Consider the following 24,381-nt stretch of genomic DNA (forward strand, 5'->3'; position numbering starts at 1 on the left):
CAATCATGACTTAAACCAACCTAACTGGCACGCCATGAAGAACACGGAAACGACCGTCAGTTATTACTAAGTCGTTTGGTGCTAGCCCTTGAATAATCTCGACCATATTACCTTGTTCAATTCCAAGATTAACCCGTACGCGCTGAGCATTGCCATTGACTACCTTAAATACAAAAGTACCACCCAAAGCAAAAACTAAAGCATCTCTAGGTATAATAACAGCTTCTGGTTTTTCCTTCACAATTAGTGACATAGCTATAAATAGCCCAGTACGTAACGTTTGGTTGTGGTTAGGAATCAGACCACGGACGAGAACACTGCGGGTAATTGGATCTATATCCGAAGATATAAACTTAACCACCCCGTGGTTAAGTAGATCATTAGTAATACCGTTCTCTACATCAAACTTCATGCCCTTGCGAATGCGTTTTGCATCACTTTCTGCGATTCGCACGTCAACATACAAGAAAGAATCATTCCACAATTTGGTAATCACTTCTCCTGAAGTAACAAAAGCACCAACTGAATAGTATAACTGCCCAATGACACCATCAAACGGCGCAACAACTTTACGCTCATTTAATAATCGCTCATTGCGAATAACTTCAGCATGCGAAGTAGCTAATTTAGCTTCAGCGATTTGAAGAGATTTGCGTGCCCCGTAGCCTTTCTCAACTAAACCCTTAAGCCGATTATAATTTTGCTGATCGAATTGGAGCTGAGCTCTTGATGCTAACAACATAGCGGTAGCCATGTCTGAGTCGAGTTGCATAAGCACATCACCCATTTTTACATGAGATCCCTCTGAAACAGGTAATGCAACCAAAAAGCCATTGTTAGGAGACCTAACGTTAATTTTGCGTTCCGAATACAAATTACCAACTGCCCGCAACCTTTCCGATATATAACCAACCTTAACAGTTGCTGTTCGCACCGGTATTCGTGGTATTCCACCACTGACATTAGTAGATACCTTCGAATTGTCAAATCTTACATTCATCTTGGTAATTTTACTTTTAAGCAGATCCCAATTAAGCGCAATTAAAACACTACCTGCAGCTAAAACTATAAGGAAACTCCATAAAATAAAATTTATACGAATTTTTCCAATCATCTGCCCCGATCTACTACGACCCTGCCCTCTAAAATAATTTCAGCCAAAACTAGCGGAAAATTGCCATAAACAATAGCCTTGATGCGAAATGGTTAATAATTTTAAAATCTTTCTTAAAATCTATAAAACCTACAAAAATCTAAGCAAACAAGCAAACTAAATTATCAAATTAAGAGACCAACTAACTAGAACTGCAAATAACTCGCAAGTTTCACCTAAAATTCTATTTAAAATATGCCAAAACTTTCGCTCTCTACAAATCGAAAAAACTATACTATTATGCCAAACAAGGTTAAATTTTAGCTATAACTATAACTATATTATGCCAAATAAAGCTAAATTTTGTGGTAATTTTGTACTATTAAAAATATAGATGTTATACTATAAACTATAAATATATAGATGTTATACTATAAACTATAAATATAGATATTACTATATTTAAGACGTTATAAACAATCCTAAATCATACCAGCGCTAAGGGCAACCCCCAGCGTAGAATATCTGCAAAACAAATACAGCACAGGTTGTTATATAAAACAAACTAGTCACACAAATCAAGCTTTGTGTTTAGTAAGCAATATAAAAATTGCAAAATCAACACCTAACCAATTAAGCCCTGTCCTAACGATTTACAAGCAAACTTAACAATAAACACCCGGCAACAGAAACCGCCTATTTGCTTCAATAAGCCAAAGCAGGCTATATTAACCTTCTAATGAAATTTAGCTAATTTTATGTGGTCGCTTAAGTATAGATTAAGGCTATTATCAAGTCTAGTGCAGTGTCTTTGATCAAGAACAAGAAATTATAGATTTAAATATTAACATCGATTTAAATAAATATCATTAAAATAAATATCATTAACTATTAATATATCATTAACTATTAATATAATTTACTTTACACTTTACTTAACCCATGACAATCAAAGCAATACCATTTTAAGTACAATGACATAAAATATTGAACGAAAGCGCTATGTCTATAGCGAATATCCGCACAAAAATTTGTAATACTAGCAAATTTATATTCTACCTTCAGAGACAATCGTCTCAATTTAAACAAAGCCCAGGATCATTATAAATCACTATTTATGAACAACAAAAACTGGCAAGAACTTATTAACCTTCTTCAAAGGTATCAACACAAGTAATAATCGTCTAGAAGAATTAATAAAACAACTAAACACCCTTGCGACGTCCCCCCCGTCGCGAAGTTTGACGCCCTAAGCCAATTCTCTTTGCAAATTCAGAGCGCTGAGTTGCATAGTTCGGAGCCACCATAGGATAGTAAGCAGGCAAACCCCACTTAGCTCGATAATCTTCGGGAGTCATCTCATAATTAGTCCGCAGATGGCGTTTAAGCATTTTTAACTGTTTACCGTCCTCTAGACAGACTATATAATCGGGAGTAACTGACTTTTTCACCGGAACCGCAGGCTTCGTTGGCTCAGACTCCGGTTCTATACCGACCTCATTCAAATTGTTAAGTGCATCATGCACCGTATTAATCACTTCAGTAATTTGATTAGGGGCAACTGAATTATTACTCAGATACGCCGCTACAACTTGCGTTGTCATTTTGATCATTGATTTACCAGTGGCTGCTTCAATTCTAGCCTCATCACTCAATCTCATTAAAAAACCATTTCGAATTAAATTTATCAGGATTATATATGGACACATAACTGATGCAGACAGAAGAGAAATTCAACATACTACGTTGGAAAAATCTTAACATTTTTTTATAGCTTGCTCAGCTTAAATCTGAAATTTTAATTCCCTGTATTACTTGTAATTCGATAATTCTCTGTATTACTTGTGATTTCGAGATATCTCAGAACTAAAATTTAAAAACTAAAGAATTCTTTGGGGCGCCTTAAAATATATTCTTAAATCTTTGGGGCGCCTTAAATATATTCTTAAATCTTTGGTGCGCCTTAAATATATTCTTAAATCTTTGGGGTGCCTTAAATATATCCTAAAATATTTAGGGTGCAGAGTGCTTTTATTTTCTATTATTTATGGTGCCTTAGTATATTTTTTATTCTTAAATCTTTGGGGTGCCTTAAATATATCCTAAAATATTTAGGGTGCAGAGTGCTTTTATTTTCTATTATTTATGGTGCCTTAGTATATTTTTAGGAAAATAATTCTTGATTTAGAAGTTAACGGATTGTGGTAATTAAAACAGCAAAATTCATTATCTGAGTTTTGCTGTTTTAATTTAGAGGTTATTGCGCTACTTTTGGTTTAGAGGTTATTGCGCTACTTTTGGTGTTTCAAGCTATTATATTGGGTAATGCTAACTTTTAATTTATTAGGATCTTTACACGATGAGCTCTGCTACGATTGCCATTGCGTCAGATCATGCTGGTTTCCCGTTAAAGTCAGATCTAGCAAACTTTTTGCGCAGAAAAGAATTCGAAGTACTCGATCTTGGAATTAACGGTACAACTTCTGTCGATTATCCAGATTTTGCCGTAGCTGTAGCGCAAGCATTGTTGGACGGAAAAGCATCACGTGGGGTCCTTGTGTGCGGCACGGGGCTAGGAATCAGCATTGCTGCCAATCGATATCCCTGGGTACGAGCTGCTTTGTGTCACGACGTAACAACTGCAAGACTTTGTCGAGAACATAACGACGCTAACGTGATAGCTCTAGGGGCCAGACTACTTGGCATAGAGGTCGCACGGGATTGTCTTGAAGCTTTTCTTACTACTTATTTTTGTGACCACCGCCATACTAAACGGTTAGTAAAAATGACTAACCCGCCAAACCTCAATAACGTTAAAGAACAGCTTTAACTTATAATACGTTCGACTCTTCTTAAATCACGTTTAATTATTTTGAGCTCCTAAGGAGGCCGATCTCTTCATGACTCTAACAATAAATCCTCGCACAGAAGCAACGAACTTTTTTGCTGCTAGTTTAGCCGAAAAAGATATTGAACTCAATAATGCAATCTCTAAGGAATTATTCCGTCAGCAATCTCAAATTGAGCTAATTGCATCGGAAAACATTGTATCTCGCGCTGTACTGCAGGCGCAGGGATCCGTTCTAACTAACAAATATGCTGAAGGTTATCCTCATCAGCGTTATTACGGCGGATGCGAATTTGTCGACATAGCTGAACAGCTAGCAATTGATAGAGCTAAAAAACTTTTTAAGTCCTCTTTCGTAAATGTACAGCCTCATTGCGGTGCTGCAGCTAATCAAGCTGTTTTTTTAGCTTTACTTAAACCTGGAGATACGATCCTAGGAATGTCACTTGATGCTGGCGGTCATTTGACACATGGGGCAAAAGCAAACTTATCAGGTAAATGGTTTAATGCTATAGGCTATGGTTTATCTAAAAAAGATGGACTGATCAACTACGATCAGGTAGAGGATTTATCTAAAACCCATAAGCCTGCTATGATAATTGCTGGTGGTTCGGCATATTCGCGCAAAATCGAATTCGTACGTTTTCGAGAGATTGCAGATAGCATAGGTGCTTATTTTATGGTCGACATGGCTCATTTCGCTGGTTTAGTTGCTGCTGGAGTTATGCCTAGCCCTGTACCCCATGCAGATGTTGTAACCACAACTACTCACAAAACCTTGCGTGGACCACGTGGTGGGATGATAATATCTCGCGACAAAAACATTGGGAAAAAGATCAACTCTGCTGTTTTCCCTGGTTTGCAGGGTGGACCACTTATGCATGTCATCGCTGCCAAAGCTGTAGCTTTTGGAGAAGCGCTTCAGCCTGAGTTTACAACATATGCTCAAGCTGTGGTTGATAACGCTGAAGCGCTAGCAGAAGTATTAAAAGATCATGGACTAAACCTTGTGTCAGGAGGAACAGATACTCATTTAATTTTAGTTGATTTGCGATCAAAAAATCTAACCGGTCTTGATGCGGAACATGCCATGGAACGTGTCGGCATTACCTGTAACAAAAACGGTGTACCGTTCGATCATCATAAACCAACGGTTACCTCCGGTGTGCGTCTTGGTACTCAAGCAGCTACAACTCGCGGCTTTGGCTTGGAAGAGTTCCGTCAAGTTGGTAGAATTATCGGTCAAGTAATAAACGGTCTAGCCAACAACGCAAATGGAAATAGCCAAATGGAAGCAGAAGCTCTAACTAAAGTCGAAGCCTTATGCAATAGATTTCCAATCTATTCATTTTATTAGCATGTTTCATGCAAAGAATGCAGTATTGTCATTAATAGAGAACAAAAGTATTAAAGATCGCCAATCTTGTTTAAGGTTCGGCACTGAATCAAGCAGTTTTTAAGCTGAATAAAAATTTGTGAAATAACTGCTGAATAAGAAAAAGCACGCTATAGATTAATATAGAAACAAGTAAATCAAATTGATAGGAATTGCTCTGCAAGAGCCCCTTAGCAGATTTAGTAAGTATTGAATGCCTTTAAGAATAATTGACTAATTTTGTCAATTATTCTTAACTTATTTAAAGTTGTGACTATACAGATTGTACAATACTCCACGATTTACAGAGCTTTAGATACTTCATTGAAAAATCAATATCAAAAACGCATTAATCAGCTATTGACTGCCAATCTAATCCGTAGGTTGCTATGACATTAGATTCCTGCATCAACATAGCTGACAAATGTTTTATGAGGATTGCCTTACGTCTTGCTCGGAGGGGATTGGGACGAACAGGGGATAATCCGTCTGTAGGATGCGTATTAGTCCGCGACGGCGAGATACTAGCAATGGCCCGTACTTCTGATGGCGGTCAACCACATGCAGAAACTAATGCTTTACTAAGAGCAGGGCAGAAAGCTTTAGGGGCAACTGCTTATATAACTTTAGAGCCATGTATTCATTGGGGTAAAACTCCTCCTTGTTCTGAAGCCTTAATCAAAGCAGGAGTAACTCGTGTTGTTTTAGCCATGAACGATCCAGACTGTCGAGTTAATGGCGGCGGATTTGCAATGCTCACCTCAGCTGGAATTAAAGTGATAACCGGGGTGTCCTTGGTAGAGGCCCAGAAAGTTATCGCTGGATATATTTATCGCAAGAAAATCGGTCGACCGCTTGTAACATTAAAACTTGCCACCAGCTTAGATGGGTGTATTGCTACAGCTGCGGGTTCGTGCCGCTGGATTAGTGGTTCAACAGCGCGCGCAAGGGGGCATTTACTTCGTGCCAAACACGACGCTATTCTCATCGGTTCAGGGACTGCTACAGCTGATGATCCGGAGCTCACTTGTCGTTTGCCTGGGCTAGAAGCACAATCACCTGTACGCGTAGTGCTTGACAGTAATTTAAGTATTGCTCATTCGGCTAAGCTTGTTACTACTGCTAAACAAGTTCCAACTTGGGTGATTTGCGGTACAAAAACGAACCCTAAAAAGCGCGAGAAGCTGGAAGCTTGTGGTGTGACTGTACTACCTGATATAAGCGATAAAAATTCTCGGCCAGCAGTTGATGTCATTATGTCGCTACTAGCACAACGCGGCATCAATAATCTCCTAGTGGAAGGAGGGGCTACTGTTGCTGGTGAATTTATTCAGCACAAAGTAGTTGATATCATAGCATTATTTCGATCACCCATAACAATAGGCGACGGGAGGGCATCTTTAAAAGGTCTTTCTGTTATGGATTTGCAAGAAGCCCCGCGTTTCGTTTCAGAAGGAATAGAAAAGCTTGGGGCAGATACTCTAGAAATTCTACGTCGACCGGAGCGTCTAATCTGATTTTATGTTTACAGGAATAATTACAAATGTTGGCTACTTAAGTTCGCTTGAACAGCGGAGGGGTACGCGCCTGGTGATAGAGACTAAGAAGAAGATGGATTGTATGGCTATTAGCGATTCCATATCCTGTAGTGGAGTCTGTCTTACAGTGATTGAGAATAATAAAGATAGTTTTACAGTCGATGTATCTACAGAAACTTTATCTAAAACCACAATCGGTAGTTGGGTTAAAGGCATGCGAATCAATTTAGAAAGCTCTATGACTTTAACTTCCAGATTAGGGGGGCATTTAGTTACTGGCCATGTAGATGGGCTAGCAAAAATTCTCGAAATCGAGCGAGAAGATAACAGTTATCGACTATCTGTAGAGGCGCCAGAATACTTGAGTGCTTTTGTCGCTACAAATGGTTCAATATGCCTTGATGGCGTTTCTCTAACAGTAAATTCAATTAATGGAAGAAATTTCTGTCTAAACTTGGTTAATTACACTTGGAATAACACAACTTTTTGCGATAGATCGGTAGGTGATAATTTGAACATGGAAGTGGATTTGCTTGCGCGATACGTTACTCGTTTAGCTGAAACAGGAACAGTGCTAATGTCTTCGCTAGTCAGTCCAACAATTAAATCGTGATGTCCAATCAGCGAATGCTATATCCATTAAAAGTTTATCCAGGCGTGCTATCTACTATAGATGAGGTAGTGGAAGAGGCTCGTTCCGGGCGGATGTTTATACTGATAGATGACGAAAATCGAGAAAATGAAGGTGACCTTTGCATAATCGCTGAAATGGCTACTCCGGAAACTATCAATTTTATGGCAAAGCATGCACGCGGGCTAATTTGTCTTTCTTTAACACGAGAGCGGATAGATAAGCTTGGCTTACCTCTAATGTCCTCACGCAATGAAACAAGGCATAAAACTGCCTTTACAGTCTCAATTGAGGCGAGAAACGGAGTTACTACAGGTATTTCAGCTCATGATCGTGCCCATACTATCCAGGTTGCCATCGATGTACAGTTAGGACGTGAAGATATAGTCACGCCAGGTCACGTTTTACCACTTATGGCGCGTGAAGGAGGCACTTTGGTACGAGCTGGGCATACTGAAGCTGTAGTAGATATTGCCCGTATGGCTGGATTAAACCCTTCGGGTGTTATTTGCGAAATTATGAATGATGATGGCACTATGGCTAGGCTGCCAGATCTTATGAAATTTGCCCGGTTTCATAAGATGAAGATTGCCACTATTGCCGACCTTATTGCTTATCGCAGACGAACTGAAAGTATTGTTGATCGTGCAGTGGAAACCTCATTGCATAGCAAGTTTGGAGGCGACTGGCGTATGATAGTTTACACTAATAAGATCAGCTATGCTGAACATGTTGTTCTTGTTAAGGGTGACATAACCACCAAAACTCCTGTGTTAGTACGCATGCATGCGCTTAACGTTCTTGAAGATGTACTAGGCAATGATGCTGGTAATCGTGACGGCATATTGGGGTCTGCAATGACACTAATCGGTAATGTCGGACGTGGTGTTGTCGTGCTGATCCGCGAACCAAGTGCTACTTCATTGTCAGACCTAGTACATGACAAATTGCGTGCAGAAGCAGAAGGTCGTACAACCAACGAAGAACTTCGTGACTACGGGGTTGGCGCACAAATACTTCTAGACTTAGGGATAAACTATATGATCCTATTGTCCAATACTAAACGCACAATTATCGGTTTAGACGGCTATGGTCTAAAAGTTGTCGAACAACGTTCAATAACTGTAGACAAATAAAAGAATGTAAATATGCATAGAATACTAATAGTTAAAGCTGGGTTTTATGAAGAAATAGTCAATGAGCTATTACGTGGCGCAGTTCAGCACCTGCAAATGATAGGCGTTAAATATGATCAAATCACTGTACCTGGCGCTTTTGAAATCCCAGGAGCGATTTCTATGGCCTTTCAAAGCTCTTTAAAAGGAGGAGTATCATATGATGGTTATTTACCCTTGGGTTGTGTAATCCGTGGTGAAACCAATCATTACGATTATATCTGTAGCGAAAGTGCGCGCGGTATTATGCAGCTGTCTTTACGCAATAACTTAGTGATTGTTTACGGCATATTGACTGTAGAAAACGCTCAGCAGGCTTGGGAACGCGCTAAAATAGAAAATGGGAAAAATAAAGGTAAGGAATTTGCAGAAGCTTGTATGAAAATGATATCATTGCGTTGTCGATTCTCAATAACATGAACACCGATATCCGATGTTTAAACGATGAACGTAGAGATAGCAGAACTTTAGCTCGTAGATTATCACGTCTAGCTGCCGCCCAGGCTATGTACGAAATAGAAATTACTCAGTCGTCTCCACATGAAGTAGTGCAAGCTTTCTTTTCTTTCAGTTTTGCTAGCATTAATGACTACGATACTTCATCGCAAGTTGATGCTTTGTTTTTTAAAAAGTTAGTAATCAACACGGTTCATGATACGCCAACCCTCGATCCTATTCTAATAACTGCGCTAGAACCTGATTTTACTCTTCATCGCTTGGAAGTGCTCTTACGCTCTATTCTACGACTAGGTACTTGTGAACTGCTCTCATTTAGCGACATTCCAGCAAAGGTTATAATCACCCAATATGTAGAAATTGGTCGTGATTTTTTCTTTGCTCGCGAACCAGCGTTAGTGAATGCTGTACTAGACCAAATTGCACGATTAGTGCGTAAGAGCGAAATATAAAATATATCAAATAATAAAGTCGGAGGTCTGAATTGAACACTTTGAGTAAAAAAAATGATTTAATAGATGAATTCGATATAATCGCTAAATTCTTTACGCCCCTTGCCAAAGATGCGCCAGGTACATTCGGATTACTCGAAGATGCTGCTATCCTTCCTACGATTGACTCGCACCAAGAATGGGTGGTTACCGTTGAATCTATAGTATGCAACGTGCATTTTTTGCCAAATGATCCATTTGAACTGATTGCTCGTAAAGCATTACGAGTAACTTTATCAGATTTAGCTGCTATGGGAGCTAAACCATATGGGTACACACTTACCATAGCATTGAACAGGGATTTATCAGATTCGTGTTACTTACTAGAAAAAGTATCTCACGGACTAACGATTGATCAAGCAGAATTCGGGATACACCTTATTGGCGGAGATAGTGTATCTACGGATGGACCTATAACTTTGGCAATCACTGCTTTTGGAATCACAAATAAAGCTAAGGCGTTACGTCGCTCTGCAGCTATGCCAGGGCAAGATCTTTGGATCAGTGGCACTATCGGTGACGGTGCGCTTGGCCTACAAGTAGCCAAGGGAATACTATCTAAACAATACTCTGACCTTGCAGGTCGTTATCGTCTACCTCAACCGCGTATATCGCTTGGTTGCCGATTATCAGAAATTGCAGCTGCCGCTATTGACGTTTCAGACGGGTTAATACTAGATGCTAGCCATATAGCGAATCAGTCCAAGTGCCGGTTAGTTATTGATGGAGGCGCATTACCAATTTCAGAATCGGTTTCTCGCATAATAGCAGATCATTCAGAAATGTTTGAGTTAATTCTAACGGGTGGTGATGATTACGAATTGTTATTCACCGCCGAACCTGAAGCTATACAAAAAATAAAGCAGGCAGGATACGAATTAGATATACCGATCACTCGTATAGGCCGGGTAGATTCAGGCGAGGGTGTTGATGTTTTGGACCATAATGGTATTAAACTTAACTTGTTGATAGAACCAGGATGGACTCATTTTTGATTAATATTTAATAACTAGAAAATTATAACTATATTAAAGCAATCTCGATTTTCTGTCTGAGAAATTAATATTTTACTTTAAAAAAGTAATACTTAATTGTCTTTACCATTACAATTTTTTTTGAGTAAAAGCAAAATACTTACTCTATTTTCATCAAGCTAATCTTCAAGTTAAACCTAAGCACACAATACTATCCAACTAACAGCTTATTAATTTTAAAATTAAAAATTAGATCCACAACTATTCTTGGCTAATTGTCAATATTATGTATTTCTGACAAATAATTTTAAATTATTCAGCATTTTATGAATTAAACTCAGTCATCAATTTATCTACTACATAATTGTGAAATTGTAAAAAGGGTTATTGTCTAAGTAACATTTTTTATTACTAATAAAATTAGTGCAATTATAACAGTACTAAATTAGTATGCACGAAAGTAATTTTAGATGGCAAAAATTTATCTTTTCATTGCTATGTATTTTCATTGCTATGTATTAAATACCAACCAAAAATTTTAGCGTCCATAAAATCCTGAATGTTATTCGCTAATCCACTTATCAAAAATATAGCATTATTAACAATTTGCCAAGCACTGTCGATGTCCTCGATAACTATAACTATTGCTGTAACAGGGTTATGCGGCAGAAACATAGCATCTGATCCAATGTATGCTACACTTCCACTCACTCTTCAATCTGCTGCAGCAACCCTGACCACTATGCCAGCAGCTTTATATATGCGTTATGTTGGCCGACGTTTCGGCTTTATTACTGGTGTTTTTATCGGTATGACCGGGGCATTTATCGGGATTTCAGCGATATTCTCAGTAAATTTTTTATTATTCTGCATAGCTTCTACCCTAATTGGATCATTTCACGGCTTCACCGTGCTCTACAGATACGCTGCTGCTGATACTACTACTAGTAATTTTCGATCGCAGGCAATCTCATTAGTTTTGGCTGGAGGAGTGTTAGCTGCCATAATAGGGCCAGAAATTGCAAAAGCTTCGTACGACTGGTTTGCGCCGATTATGTTTGCCGGAAACTTTTTAGCTATCGCGGCTTTACAGGCAATAACTCTTCTCTTTCTTACTTTTTTACGTATACCAAGACCTAATGTAATAATCAAGTCTCAGTCTTGCCGTCCTTTAATGAAAATTGTCCGTCAACCTGTATTTTTTGTAGCTGTCATTAGTGCTATGGTAGGATATAGCAGTATGACTTTTATTATGACTTCTGCACCATTAGTTATGGAAAAATGTGGATTTTCCTTTCGTCAGTCAACATCTGTAATCCAGTGGCACTCAATTGGTATGTTCTTGCCATCATTTTTTACTGGCTCACTGATAAATAGATTAGGGGTAATTCGCATCATGCTAACTGGAGTAATTACCTATCTTATTTGTATTGCAATTAACTTCTCAGAAGTCAAATTACTCCAATTATTTTCCTCAATGATCTTGTTGGGTATCGCTTGGAATTTCTTATTTATAGGTGGTACTACTCTTCTTACTGAATCATATAAGATCAATGAACGTGAAAAAATTCAAGGTTTCGCTGATTTTTTGATATTTTCAGCTTCTACATTCGCTACATTCTCATCGGGCTACATCAGCCATACGTTTGGATGGCAGGCAGTTAATATTTGTATTCTGCCATTTATAGTTTTTGCAGGAATAGTTGTAATATGGTACAGTAGCTTCTCTAATAGTTAAATCAATAAGATAAATATATCTGTTATCGTTGAATAATATTTTCCTGAGACTTTATGATACATATTTAAATAAGAATTATTTTGCTGTCATATGAATTCTATTTACTAATTAGTAAAATTAAGCTTAACAACCTAATGCGAATAACTTACGCAGAATAATTATGAATTGCAAAGTCATGTGTAAAATGCATAAAAAATAAATGCTTTTCTGCGGAATATCTATTTGACTTATAGTATCAAATTACTAAAAATTAACCAATTTACGCTAGACATCTTTGTTATCATCTTTCGGAAGAAAGAATACTGTACGCTATCAATTAGTGATTCAAGAATTATAAAATGAGAACTAAATTTTAATCTCTGACATAATATGGTATTGCGATATATAAATTAGATATCTCTGATCTTGTTTAAAATAAAACTTAAGAAAAATATTGAATTATGTCATTTAATATTAAATTTTTTCTTAGGTAAATATCCTTGACCTGCTATTGGAAAGCCACAGTAAAATATTAAAACAGTGTATTTTAGATTTCTAGGAAAAATAGTGTAAAAGTACGCTAATTTCCTATAAAATTTAACATTTTATTGAACGTATTATCATGACCGCACTTTAAATTTAGTTCTTCTCTGAAGAGAGTAGTACTTGTCAAAAAAAGATACGAAAGCCTTTATAAAGTAACCTGAAATTAGGTTAGTTAATGTTTTTTAATTAAATACTAATATAATCATTAGAGAATTATCAAATATTGAGATAAATAGCAAGGCTAATAGCATTCTGAACAAGATTTAATTGTGTTAATTTATAACTAAAATCTAAAATTTATTGTAGTAATAAAAGTACTTTAATGAAGATAATTTTTAGTTAAATGCTATCTTCTAAAAAGGATTTTTTAATTTCTGCAATCCTTAAAATCAAGCTATGAAATGTTGAATCTACTTTTACAGTCTAAAAGTATAAATTGTTTACAAGGCATTTGTTACTTTAGATTCAAAATTAGCATAGCACACGCTTTAAGTTCTACGCAGTAATTTGCTAAAAACATCTAAAGATAAACCTTAGTTAGATTAAGTTACAGTTTAAAAAGCTATATTGACTTTATTCATCGGGGGGTAAAGCGTCCTATATTTCCGATAAGCTGCTTAAGCAAAGTAATGCTTTGTCCAGCAGTTGGAGTCTCGTGCTGCAGACTAATAATTTTTTTGCTATCATTCAAGTCTAGTACTTTAACCGACTTCACCAATCCATTAGATTCGAAATTAACACAAACTATTTGTCGTTCGATCGTTTCTGGCTTATAAAAAGCCTGACGTTCGGTACGTTGGCCAATGTAATACCACGAATTCTTACCAAAATTAGCATAGCTGGAAGGCGAACCTAATAAGTCAAAAACTTCCGATTGCCGCGTACGACCTAACTTAATGCTAGCTAGAGCTTTTATGTCTAGCATGTTACCGTGATTTTCAATTTGCGGGCTACATCCAGCAACTATAACAGCTAAAACAGCGCTAACAAGTGCAGCAATACGATACATTCGCATAATAAACAAATCGATTGAATTATTCAATTTAGTAAATATTACTTCTATAGCTTCAATCGAAATTAATAAGCTGCAAATCCAGTGTAGCATGAGGAAACATTAATCATTTTAAAATAAGAATAATCATAAATGCTATTAACAGCAACAATTCTGTATATTATGCTAAAATCTTATTTTGAAAAGACACATAAACAATCCAAGTAAAAATTGCTAAAGTTAACAATTAGTATTAAATTTTTATGAGTCTAATTCACTAATTTTCTCAAATAATGATTACAAGCTACTCAAACCTTGTACCTGATTCTTAACTATCTATCGGCTTATAGCACCTTAATACAAGGGCAGTAAACGCAAGGCTTACAGATAAATAGCCTATTTATAATCTGACTATCTAAACATAGATATGATTAAGCGATTAGATTAGCAATAGATGAGACCGTGCAGTTATCATGGAGAGGAGAGAAGTGATTTTAGAATTATAATAATAAAATTACTTATGACGTTATGTTCTTATTTAAGAGGTAATATCCATCTAACTATTATTCCGACCAGTAAAAAGAATGCCATGTGGAAAACTTTTTTACAAATATAGTTATTAAACAGTAGCTATTCGGAATCAAACATGCTTGCTAAAAGCATGATATATACCTTTCAGTATGCTAAGTACATGTAAATACCATGGCCTGTTTGTATATAAAAAGATCTGACGATATATCTTCTGTTAATAAACTACTAATGCCAGCTATTCTACTTATTCGAATCAATCAAGAGACTAGAAATATCGCTTTCGAAGCAAATGAATCAGGAGCTTTTTGTCCTAGCAAAGCATTTCAGATTACTAAAGCTTTTATCATCGATAACCATATCGAAAATATGCCGGCACAAGGATACAGGTTGGAAGGATACAGGTTGGATCGAAATGAAAAGCATGTTATTTGTTAACATTGTGCAGTAGTATATGATTATCCTAAAATCAATTGCTAGTGAATTAACAAATCAAATAAATAAGCTGTTTGATCAAATCAACCTCGATAAGTTATAAGTTGGACTTGAAGGAGTCGCTAAAAATCCAGAAATCTTAGAAGGAGAATTTCTCTACGTATGGTAAATTATAGCCGAAATTGTATGTATTTGATTAATTCATATTAACGTACAATTCCTGGTAATTGGAGAATCGAAGTTGAGAATATTAGTGCAAAAAATAAAGAAATAAAAATACATATTCTGTAACCTTACTCTGCGCATCTCTAGCTTTGCTAAAAAAACTGTGATATCTAAAACACCATATACTTACTTGTTAGCCGCATTTCATGTAACCTAAAAACATGACTGGTTCGCCAATTGCTAAAGTAGAATAGGGAATTATTTGCAAAAAAATATTGATGCACGACGCCGACAAAAATATCAAAGTTTATTCGATCGATGTTCATAGATCCGTAATGCTAGGAACTTTTAAAAAATGACAATGAGGATTGCCTAGTGTCAAACGGCTTAACAATTGCATTGGACGCTATGGGAGGTGACCAAGCACCTGAAATGATTGTTCAAGGTGTCGATATAGCGTTGGAACGAAGCCCAGATCTTAAGATCATTTTAGTAGGAGACGAAGCACTGATATTATCTCTCTTAAAAACCACTAAGCGTCTGAAAAAACATTTTCCAGAGATTATACACACAAAAAAAGTTATTGCTGATGAAGAAAAACCATCAGTGGCACTCCGCCAGGGACAAGGCTCTAGCATGAGTTTAGCAATTGATTTGGTCGGAAATGGTAAGGCAGATTGCGTTGTATCGGCTGGAAATACCGGCGCTTTGATGGCTATTTCCAAAAAAGTGCTAAGGTTAATGCCAGGAATCGATCGACCCGCGATCGCGGGGTTTTTTCCTACTAAGCACGGCGAAAGTGTAATGTTAGATCTCGGAGCTAATATTAGCTGCGATGCGAAGAACTTAGTTCAATTTTCTATTATGGGACAAATATTTGTACGAACCGTTTTAGGACTGAGGCGACCAGTTGTAGGCATTTTAAATGTAGGTATTGAGGGGCAAAAGGGTAACAATTGCGTTCGTGAGGCAGCAGCTACCTTACAAAGAATGACTAACATGCCATTCGAATTCTATGGATTCGTCGAAGGAGACGACATACCGGCTGGTACAGTAGATGTAATTGTCACTGATGGATTTTCTGGTAATATTGCCTTAAAAACTGCAGAAGGCACTTCGCAACTAATCAGTCAGTTTTTGCGCGACGCGTTTCATAATTCTTTGCTGTCAAAAATTGGCTACCTATTGGTACGTAGCGCTGTCAAGCAACTACGTCAACGTATAGATCCACGACGATACAACGGTGCAATGGTATTAGGCCTTAATGGCATTGCTGTAAAAAGCCACGGTAGTACTGATGCTCTTGGGTTCGCTAACGCTATTGGTGTAGCAGCCGATATGAAACGTTATAGATTTCTTGAGAAAGTTTGTGAAGAGTTGATCAATAACGATTTTGATTTACCAGAAGAGCAATCAAAATTGGCGACAACAGCATGATAAAACGGTCCATAATGATCGCGACCGGATCTTATCTTCCAGAGCGCGTGGTCACTAATGAGGAACTATGCGCATGGGTGAACACTTCTGACAACTGGATTCGTCAACGCACTGGTATTCGACAACGCCATTTTGCTGATGACAAAGAACTTACTAGTCACCTAGCTATCAAAGCAGCCAGACATGCTCTTGAGATGGCTAAAATTGATGCTAAGGTTATCGATTTAATAGTTGTAGCTACAACAACCCCAGACGATACCTTTCCAGCGACAGCAACTAAAGTGCAAAAAGAACTTGGTGCTTTTAATGGTGCTGCTTTTGATATACAGGCAGTATGTGCAGGATTTATTTATGCTATTGCGGTAGCAGATAACTTCCTGAAGGCAGGGCAAGGCAGCACAGCCTTAGTAATTGGCGCAGAAACTTTTTCACGTCTGCTTGACTGGAAAGACCGAACTACCTGCGTACTGTTTGGCGACGGAGCAGGAGCAGTACTACTACGAGTCATAGATGCTAATAGCAAGGATAGCTGGGGTGTGCTTTCTACTCACCTACATACTGATGGATGTAAACGCGATATTCTTTATGTCGATGGTGGTCCTTCAGCGACAAAGACCGTTGGTCATGTACGAATGAACGGGAAAGAAGTCTTTCGCCATGCAGTCTCTAAGCTATCTAGTGTAATAGATGAATCACTGGAAGCTAACGGTTTATCTCCCAACGATATTGATTGGCTGATACCACACCAAGCCAATCAACGGATCATTGATTCCATAATCAACCGTATGAAAATACCAACTGAAAAAGTACTCGTCTCTATCGCACGTCACGCTAATACCTCAGCAGCCTCGCTTCCATTAGCATTAGATGAAGCTGTACGTGACGGTCGGGTCTGCGCTGGACATTTGTTGTTGCTAAGTGCTATCGGTGGAGGACTTGCGTGGGGTGCAGGAGTTGTTCGTTTTGGTATCCCAGTACATTCTTGGTGTTATAGTAAATAAAATAATTCAGAGCTAACTTTCTATCAATCTCTTAAATCACCGAATTAATTGAGGCTTTATTTTGTTTGCGTTAAAATTTTTATTAAAATGAGGATATAAATGACAGGCGAAACTATCACTAGAGCTGATCTGAGCGAGGCCGTCTACCAAGAAGTAGCTCTTTCCAGAAATGAATCTGCAGATCTTGTCGAATCAGTTCTTGAGGCAATTATTGAAGCCTTGCTTCGCGAAGAAATAGTTAAAATATCTTCTTTTGGCAGCTTTTCAGTTCGCCAAAAAAGAAAAAGAATAGGCAGAAATCCGAAAACAGGTGAGGAAGTTACAATACTCCCTCGCCGCGTTCTAGTATTTCGTCCATCTCATGTCTTGAAAAACAAGATCAACCAAGATTCAGAAGAATAAATCCAAATTAATATAAAATATTACCTTAAGTATAAGAATTTATCTATAAAACATAGATAATAAATAACCGTTATATTGTTTATAATCGATGCGATTGCGTACAATCTTGCATTTATCAAGATTGTGATATAGATTTTTAAGGTAAAGTAAAACTTATCTGGTATAATACATGCAAAGCAATAGCTTATTATTTTATTGTATAGCTATTATAGCAGAAATGATTATAAAGCGTGGTTATTTTATATAATATTAAAAATCTTATGTACTCATGATTGTGTATTCGTAGTTGATATAACTAAGTATTGAGTTGATTAATAAATTTTTAAACATACAAAAAGTTATGTTAAAAAGAATAGAATAATATCGCAATATCAAATTAAATATCATTTTTACGGCTAAAGATTACGGTCAATAATAATTGACTACATGGAAAAATAAAAGTTTAAAAATAACTATTAATAAAAGTTTAAAAATAACTATTAATGTTCTGGCTATTTTAGATTACCTATATTCCAGTAGCTCGGAGCGTAGCGCAGCCAGGTAGCGCACCACGCTGGGGGTGTGGTGGTCGTGGGTTCGAATCCCACCGCTCCGATTTATTTTTAATTTATTTAAGTTTTATTTTATCATAGTTTTATTCAATTAATATTGAGGTTAGCCTGATATTACTCTTATCGAGCTAAATAATTGTATATTAGTATTATTTTCAACAAACTATTTCATTAAAATAGTTGATAAAAGTAAATTAAGTTACGCTTATTGGCATAAATGTTAGTATAATAACTTAATTTTTTACGTCACTTCTGTTTTTATTGGCCTAGAATATTTATTAATTAGCATATCTAGATTCACAAAGCGCTAATCCTTTAAAAAATTATTTTATCAAAAGCTTTAATTCTTTATTAATTTGCTATGATTTATATTGTAGAGAATCATAATTTTTATATCCTAACTGATATTTTATCATGTCTAATTAAAATGCTTTTAGTACACTTTAGGTAGTATCTAGTTTAATTTAAAAAATTAAAAGTTCTGTTATTATGTTATTTTCCATATTAAATTTGCTAGTTATTCTAATCTAATGGGTAATTAAACCAGATGATGGGATTTTTACATACTTGTAGTCGATGAGAATGGCAAGAGCAAAGCTGCTTGCCTGATTCTAAGTGTACCAATTAAAATCGTTTTATTGACTTATTGTTTTTATTAAACTAGTCAAGCATATCCTCATCATATTTACGCATAAAAAGAAGAGTATGCTCACAAATAGTTGTTTAAGCTAATAAATAATTCAAAAAATTAACTTAACTTAAATTTCCCGATAAGCATTAAACAAAAAATTGTAAAAAGATAACCTAAGTATCCTCATACCTAAATATTTAATCTATAGATTATGCAACATTTTTGTTGTTTATTGAATAAAATTATTTCAATATACAACTGCTTTATTCTACTGCTAAATAACCATTAGCAGTTAAGTAATTAACAAAATAATATGAAAAATTAAATTGAGTGATTTAGGTTATTGAAGTGGAGTCAGCAAAATTTATATGAGTAATAACTCTGATATTTAGTTTAAATAAAATATTATAATTTTTTTAAAAATATATTTAATTTTAATACTCAATTAATACAATAGCATATTACTTTTTTGATCTTATCAATGTAATTTGCTAAAAACTTATTATCTAAATAGGTTTGATTATTGTATTAATTTTTTATACTTAAACAAGTAAAAAGTATTCATCGTTGATGTGTGAAAATAAGATTAACTAGTAGTTAATCTTAAATTAATTATTATTAAAAATAAAAATTTTACTGTATTTTCAATATAACACTATGTGGCTAAGTTGTTAAACTTAGTATTGAACTTATCATACATGTAAATTTACTATTAATATCTGCATAATATCTCTATTTAGTCAGTAAATAAAATTATATCAGTTCTAATAGAAAAATAGACTTGACAGTACGTGTGTCGAATTTTAACGTGTAGAAAAGTCTAATCAGCAACAGAATTCATCATTTAAAATAAAATTGCTAATATAAGTTAATAAGCTTTAAAATATATCAAGCACACAATTACATCGTAATTATTAAATATATAATTTCAGAAGAACAATAATCCAATTCCTTAAGTTATATATAAAATCAAAAGCTTCGCTGTATTAATTAAGTATTAAATTATCTATAGTGGTGACCTTATAGTCATTTCAGACATTAGCCGGGCTATATCGAAAGCTCAAAAATGAAATCAACCATAGCAATAACTAAGAATGCGCTTGTTCATTAAACAATGAAGATATTTATGAAAATTCGACAGCCTACAGACGGGTGTTATTTTATCGCTTTAGCTTTAGTTAATTGATAATAATTGATAAACATTGCTAGAATTTACAACAACGTTGTTGTTTGATTTTAACTCAGCTAGCAAGAGCTCAAACAGGTCCTGAGCACTTGCGCTAATAAACTCATGCTGGATGTGCTTATTTACAAAAGCAACATCAGATCTATCTTTGATAACCTTTATCAAAGAAATTATCGCAGTTCCTTCCTTGCTGCTAACTGCTTTAGCTTCTCCAACTTTTTGCTCAAACAAAGCATCTACTATTGCATTAGGCCAAACCGAAGGAAGGCTATCGCCATTCCGGTTAATTGCTGGTAATCTCTCCACTTGTAATCCGTGCTTAGCCGTAGAATGCAATAATGACGTACCATTATTCACCTCGGAAACGATAGTATCAGCAATCTTCTTGCTTGTCTCTAAGCGCTGTTCCGCCATCCAATCTAAAACTATCCGCTCTCGTACATCCTTTAGTTCTGGAATTTGGGAAGGAGTAACTCCATTCACCTGCAAAACAAAGAATGCATCGCCGTTATTAGTCTTAGTTACCCCACTATAAGCACCATTTTCAGTTTTTAATGCAACATCTAAAAACGGATCCCCGGGTAAATCGTTATCCTGCATATTTCCCGATGGTAAACCGGCGCGCGATAAAAATGAAATCTGATGCAAAGGAATCTTCATTAACTGCGAAATTTCTTCAATGCTTAAGCCACCAGCCAAAGCGTCTTCCATAGCAGAAGAATATTTAAACAATTGTTCATAGGCTCGCTCTAATAAAAGATCGTGCTTTAAATCATCTCGCATTTCTTCAAAATTGGCTGAAACCCCAACCTCCACATCAAGTATATTAAACAATGTCCAACCCAATTCACTCTTTACCGGCTTACTTACAGTTCCTGGTTTACTGATATTAAACACAGCCTCAGCGGCAACATCATCAAGAACTTCATTACGAGTGACTTTGATAACATTAATATTACCAGCTTTCTTGCCAGTCATTTCCTCAACTACGGCAGAAAAAGATTCACCGGCCTGAATTCGATTATAGGCAATACGAGCATCTTCTTTAGTCTGGAAAATTGCCTGATCAATTGTGCGAGAATCTTTGGTAGTGAATAAATCTTTGCGTTCTTCAAAAATATCAATAAGTTCATCATTAGATATTTTAATGTTTTTCGCAAGATTGTCTACTGACAAAGCAATCCAGCTTACCTTACGATACTCTGGAGTTTCGTATTCATTTTTATGTTTCTCGTAATAAGCTGAAATAAGCGAGTAATCCGGCAATTTAGGGTAAGGTAAGCTAGCAGCGTCAATGCGCACAGCGGCTGCAATCCGGCGTTCGTTTCTATATTCATGCAAGGCTTTCACAAAAACTTCTGGTACAATGCTTGAATTGCTATTGATTATAGATGTAATTAGTTGATCGCGAAGTATATCATGGTTTATGCGTCGTATAAAATCTACTTCTTCCCAACCATTGCTAGACAAAAAGCTTCTATAAGCTTCACGATCAAACCGACCCATGCTATCGCAGAATTGTTTATGAATCATACGTACGACTTCTGTATTACTAACCGACAGGCCAAGACTATTGGCAGCAGTTAAAATCAGACTTTGCTCACTAAGTTTTCGCATAGTCTCTTCCAACAAGCCGATTTGTATTGCATGTTTTACTGTAATCGGATAGCGAAATTGTTGATATAAGCGCTCAAATTCTTTTTTTGCATCGATGGCAGTAACCAGTACTTCGCCATTAACGCTAATGGCTTCTCGGCGATTATTAAAGCTACTAAAAATCGCATCCCCTGTACTCCAGACCAAAAAACTAACAATCAAAACTATAAACAAGATCTTAATGAAGAATGATCTGACCATAGGAGATACGCTGAAAAAAAACAATCAGAAATTATAATGTATCAAGTCAGATATGATATTTCAAATCAATATCCCATATAAATTATAGCTTAATTTATAAAAATAAATTCTAGTCTATGTAGAGAAGAGTAAGTTATTTATTGGCAGTTTAGTGGAAATTAAAAAATTAATCTATAGTTAGATTGTTAATCAATTAATTTTTATTTAGCAAAACATCATTGCACCATAAAATTTTGCTAAGGCGGCGCTGATTTTAATTAGAGTTAAAGCCAGTATTTTATACTAAATTGTTTATAGTTAATTATTTTATGGTTATTATTATAATCAGTTGTGTAAGGATCCGTCGTTGAAATCTATGATAATGCGGAAGTGTTACCTTAGTCCGTAATATCTGTCTATCAACTATACAATTTCTTGTTTTAGGTAAATTAAAATCGATCCATTATGCCACCATCTAACACGTCGATCTATTAAACTCTTAAACAACGAAATTTGTAGTCATTTGGTAGGATATTTCACAAAAATATCGATCAAACAGAGACTTCTCGACTAAATAGCTTAGCAGCAATCGCTGTTTTTCTCTTATTTATCAAAATTTGATATTATGTGTCCAAAGTCAATAAAACAATACGTAATTAATTCAGATTTTCAATCACATCTCCTCAATAATAGCAAACAAAATATCTTTATAAATTAAATAATAGTGATACTTAAATCCATACATTAATATCGATAATTTATAGGTAATATTCCTTTAATCTATGAAAAATTATATTATAATTGAGGGCACGTTTGATGGTTAGTCAGCGTACACCCGGATAACATTAGGCAATTTTGATGTAACAACTGTTAACTTTACAGCGGAAAATCCTTTTTTACACAGGGAGTATTTACCTCAACGTAACGAGAATGAGGTATTTACAAAATATTTTAAAGTTGACGAGGTATACCGGCTATTGGCTCCTTATGAGATCGCTTTCTCAGACTAATGGCATAGCTTTTATATAATAAAGGATTTCTTCTTATTGAAGAGTGCGAAAAATGATAATTTGACAATATTCATTCTACTTTATGGAGTTAAATTCCAACAAATCGATCATAGATCAAGAAATAGTTGTATCCATAATAACAAACATTCCATAATTTAACTGGCTTCTTTACTATTGATTGCCAACTTAAATGATGAAGAATTAAAAATAGATTATTTTTATTGTTATTGTGTTGACTTATTGTTATTGTGTTGATCATTAAAAAGCACAATTAAAAGATTCAATCTTTTATGTCTTGTAGCAATTACTATAAAATCGACTTAACGTAGAAATCTCGTAATTGTCATGCCGCTGAACTAATCGATAACAACACTCAATAAACTAAATGTCTTTGTTATAATTAAGTTTTATCTGATACTACTCTCACAGATAGCCATTTTTGATTGCTGGAGATATACCACAAAAACTGGCAATGCTGCAACCATCAACATAGCAATAAATAAGCTACATTTATTACTTAAAATAGGTAGGTTGCTCTGTATAAATTTTATATTTAAAGTATACTTTGAATAGCTATACGTATCTTTACGCATAATACACATACAAAACTGTATTCGCTGAGGAGTATATTATCAAATACTATAAAAGCTATAACTAATTTCTTATTAATTTTTTGATCGATTTAACTGACAAATTATTAAAAGCAATCTGCAAAATTCTTACAGCTAGTACCTTAATTAAGTAAAATCCTAATTGTTTGAAATATAATATTTAAGGAAGCAGTAACTGACAATCTAGCTATTTGCATATAGCTCATGAAGCTCTACAACACCAGCAAGTAGGCATTTGTAAATATCCTAAATTACTTAATTAAATGAAGATCTCGACGCAAATACGAGCAAATTGAGCATAAAATAATCTTTCTACGTAATTTGCTAACGGCATAAATACCACATTTTATACTCACAAGTAACACAGAAAAATTCGTGCATTTAGTGAAAAATTGAATTATTTTTCCGAACCTCCGCATTAAGACCTAAAATAAATTGCTACTAATTCTAATTTAATCTAATTAACTTAACACTAACCAAAACATGTAATAGTTATTAGTAACTTACTATATTTGTTGTATAACATGATTATTTAGGATTTAAGATCTTTAGTTTAGATTTAAAATAATTTAGCTTATCTACGCAATTAAATTTAGCTTTACTTTCTTAGTAAAGCTAAAATAGGGTTATAATGACAAATAACTGTAATTTTTATCACAACAGATTGCTAATTAATATAGTAAAATATAACTGTATTATCAGTAATATTAAGTCTTAAGTAGAGTAAAGACTAAAACCAAATACTAAGTTGAC

Annotated in this window: 17 protein-coding genes and 1 tRNA gene; 14 read left to right on the forward strand and 4 right to left on the reverse strand. The window is 35.4% G+C overall.

Annotated features, from left to right (window positions below):
• Positions 1 to 10: 10 nt before the first annotated feature.
• The gene (locus P856_RS02360; RefSeq protein ID WP_025300573.1) at positions 11 to 1,114 is read right to left on the reverse strand and encodes an efflux RND transporter periplasmic adaptor subunit; all 1,104 of its coding nucleotides are present in this window, start codon (positions 1,112 to 1,114) and stop codon (positions 11 to 13) included.
• Between the two features lie 1,184 nt (positions 1,115 to 2,298).
• Positions 2,299 to 2,754 carry a Ros/MucR family transcriptional regulator gene (locus P856_RS02365; protein ID WP_144079724.1) on the reverse strand — a complete coding sequence of 152 codons (456 nt, stop codon included), beginning with the start codon at positions 2,752 to 2,754 and terminating at the stop codon, positions 2,299 to 2,301.
• A gap of 698 nt (positions 2,755 to 3,452) precedes the next feature.
• Between P856_RS02365 and rpiB the strand changes: the two genes are divergently transcribed.
• The 9 genes from rpiB (at position 3,453) to P856_RS02410 (ending at position 12,319) form a co-directional block, all read left to right on the forward strand.
• Entirely contained in the window at positions 3,453 to 3,923 is a 471-nt protein-coding gene (rpiB, locus tag P856_RS02370; protein WP_025300575.1) for a ribose 5-phosphate isomerase B, read from the forward strand.
• 70 nt (positions 3,924 to 3,993) lie between these two features.
• Positions 3,994 to 5,298: a serine hydroxymethyltransferase gene (glyA, locus tag P856_RS02375; protein ID WP_025300576.1), complete on the forward strand. Its 1,305-nt coding sequence runs from the start codon at positions 3,994 to 3,996 to the stop codon at positions 5,296 to 5,298.
• 407 nt (positions 5,299 to 5,705) lie between these two features.
• Positions 5,706 to 6,833 (forward strand): bifunctional diaminohydroxyphosphoribosylaminopyrimidine deaminase/5-amino-6-(5-phosphoribosylamino)uracil reductase RibD, encoded by a 1,128-nt coding sequence (ribD, locus tag P856_RS02380; protein WP_081713430.1) that lies wholly within the window; start codon positions 5,706 to 5,708, stop codon positions 6,831 to 6,833.
• 4 nt (positions 6,834 to 6,837) lie between these two features.
• Entirely contained in the window at positions 6,838 to 7,467 is a 630-nt protein-coding gene (locus P856_RS02385) for a riboflavin synthase (RefSeq protein ID WP_025300578.1), read from the forward strand.
• A gap of 14 nt (positions 7,468 to 7,481) precedes the next feature.
• Entirely contained in the window at positions 7,482 to 8,621 is a 1,140-nt protein-coding gene (ribB, locus tag P856_RS02390) for a 3,4-dihydroxy-2-butanone-4-phosphate synthase (protein WP_227028654.1), read from the forward strand.
• Positions 8,622 to 8,633: 12 nt separating this feature from the next.
• Entirely contained in the window at positions 8,634 to 9,080 is a 447-nt protein-coding gene (gene ribH / locus P856_RS02395; protein ID WP_025300580.1) for a 6,7-dimethyl-8-ribityllumazine synthase, read from the forward strand.
• The gene (gene nusB / locus P856_RS02400) at positions 9,077 to 9,568 is read left to right on the forward strand and encodes a transcription antitermination factor NusB (RefSeq protein ID WP_025300581.1); all 492 of its coding nucleotides are present in this window, start codon (positions 9,077 to 9,079) and stop codon (positions 9,566 to 9,568) included. Before ribH ends, nusB begins: the two co-directional genes overlap by 4 nt.
• 32 nt (positions 9,569 to 9,600) lie before the next feature.
• Positions 9,601 to 10,602: a thiamine-phosphate kinase gene (gene thiL, locus P856_RS02405; protein ID WP_227028655.1), complete on the forward strand. Its 1,002-nt coding sequence runs from the start codon at positions 9,601 to 9,603 to the stop codon at positions 10,600 to 10,602.
• Between the two features lie 538 nt (positions 10,603 to 11,140).
• On the forward strand, positions 11,141 to 12,319 hold the full coding sequence (locus P856_RS02410) for an MFS transporter (protein WP_025300583.1): 1,179 nt from the start codon (positions 11,141 to 11,143) through the stop codon (positions 12,317 to 12,319).
• A 1,102-nt stretch (positions 12,320 to 13,421) separates the two neighbouring features.
• Here P856_RS02410 and P856_RS02415 read toward each other — a convergent pair.
• A complete protein-coding gene (locus P856_RS02415; RefSeq protein ID WP_158380573.1) occupies positions 13,422 to 13,853 on the reverse strand; it encodes an outer membrane protein assembly factor BamE in 432 nt (143 codons plus the stop codon).
• A 684-nt stretch (positions 13,854 to 14,537) separates the two neighbouring features.
• Here P856_RS02415 and P856_RS02420 point away from each other — a divergent pair.
• The 5 genes from P856_RS02420 (at position 14,538) to P856_RS02440 (ending at position 18,398) form a co-directional block, all read left to right on the forward strand.
• A complete protein-coding gene (locus tag P856_RS02420) occupies positions 14,538 to 14,801 on the forward strand; it encodes a hypothetical protein (protein ID WP_025300585.1) in 264 nt (87 codons plus the stop codon).
• A 537-nt stretch (positions 14,802 to 15,338) separates the two neighbouring features.
• On the forward strand, positions 15,339 to 16,400 hold the full coding sequence (gene plsX, locus P856_RS02425) for a phosphate acyltransferase PlsX (RefSeq protein ID WP_025300586.1): 1,062 nt from the start codon (positions 15,339 to 15,341) through the stop codon (positions 16,398 to 16,400).
• Positions 16,397 to 17,401, forward strand: a complete 1,005-nt coding sequence (locus tag P856_RS02430; protein WP_025300587.1) for a beta-ketoacyl-ACP synthase III — start codon at positions 16,397 to 16,399, stop codon at positions 17,399 to 17,401. The genes plsX and P856_RS02430 overlap by 4 nt, the downstream gene beginning before the upstream one ends.
• Positions 17,402 to 17,500: 99 nt before the next feature.
• A complete protein-coding gene (locus P856_RS02435) occupies positions 17,501 to 17,803 on the forward strand; it encodes an integration host factor subunit alpha (protein ID WP_025300588.1) in 303 nt (100 codons plus the stop codon).
• Between the two features lie 521 nt (positions 17,804 to 18,324).
• Positions 18,325 to 18,398, forward strand: a tRNA-Pro gene (locus P856_RS02440).
• Between the two features lie 1,761 nt (positions 18,399 to 20,159).
• On the opposite strand, the gene P856_RS02445 is transcribed toward P856_RS02440, so the two are convergent.
• Complete coding sequence (locus tag P856_RS02445; RefSeq protein WP_025300589.1) at positions 20,160 to 22,028, reverse strand: peptidyl-prolyl cis-trans isomerase; 1,869 nt, start codon at positions 22,026 to 22,028, stop codon at positions 20,160 to 20,162.
• Positions 22,029 to 24,381 lie beyond the last annotated feature (2,353 nt).

Source organism: Candidatus Endolissoclinum faulkneri L5 (assembly GCF_000510265.1).
GTDB classification, from domain to species: Bacteria; Pseudomonadota; Alphaproteobacteria; order Thalassobaculales; family Thalassobaculaceae; genus Thalassobaculum; species Thalassobaculum faulkneri_A.

Excerpts from the sequence above, each read along its gene's own strand:
- rpiB (WP_025300575.1), top strand. The coding sequence starts at position 3,453 with ATGAGCTCTGCTACGATTGCCATTGCGTCAGATCATGCTGGTTTCCCG.
- ribH (WP_025300580.1), top strand. The coding sequence starts at position 8,634 with ATGCATAGAATACTAATAGTTAAAGCTGGGTTTTATGAAGAAATAGTC.
- P856_RS02360 (WP_025300573.1), bottom strand. The coding sequence starts at position 1,114 with ATGATTGGAAAAATTCGTATAAATTTTATTTTATGGAGTTTCCTTATA.
- P856_RS02430 (WP_025300587.1), top strand. The coding sequence starts at position 16,397 with ATGATAAAACGGTCCATAATGATCGCGACCGGATCTTATCTTCCAGAG.
- nusB (WP_025300581.1), top strand. The coding sequence starts at position 9,077 with ATGAACACCGATATCCGATGTTTAAACGATGAACGTAGAGATAGCAGA.
- P856_RS02385 (WP_025300578.1), top strand. The coding sequence starts at position 6,838 with ATGTTTACAGGAATAATTACAAATGTTGGCTACTTAAGTTCGCTTGAA.
- glyA (WP_025300576.1), top strand. The coding sequence starts at position 3,994 with ATGACTCTAACAATAAATCCTCGCACAGAAGCAACGAACTTTTTTGCT.
- ribB (WP_227028654.1), top strand. The coding sequence starts at position 7,482 with ATGCTATATCCATTAAAAGTTTATCCAGGCGTGCTATCTACTATAGAT.
- P856_RS02445 (WP_025300589.1), bottom strand. The coding sequence starts at position 22,028 with ATGGTCAGATCATTCTTCATTAAGATCTTGTTTATAGTTTTGATTGTT.
- ribD (WP_081713430.1), top strand. The coding sequence starts at position 5,706 with ATGACATTAGATTCCTGCATCAACATAGCTGACAAATGTTTTATGAGG.
- P856_RS02420 (WP_025300585.1), top strand. The coding sequence starts at position 14,538 with ATGGCCTGTTTGTATATAAAAAGATCTGACGATATATCTTCTGTTAAT.
- P856_RS02410 (WP_025300583.1), top strand. The coding sequence starts at position 11,141 with ATGTTATTCGCTAATCCACTTATCAAAAATATAGCATTATTAACAATT.
- P856_RS02415 (WP_158380573.1), bottom strand. The coding sequence starts at position 13,853 with ATGTATCGTATTGCTGCACTTGTTAGCGCTGTTTTAGCTGTTATAGTT.
- P856_RS02435 (WP_025300588.1), top strand. The coding sequence starts at position 17,501 with ATGACAGGCGAAACTATCACTAGAGCTGATCTGAGCGAGGCCGTCTAC.
- P856_RS02365 (WP_144079724.1), bottom strand. The coding sequence starts at position 2,754 with ATGAGATTGAGTGATGAGGCTAGAATTGAAGCAGCCACTGGTAAATCA.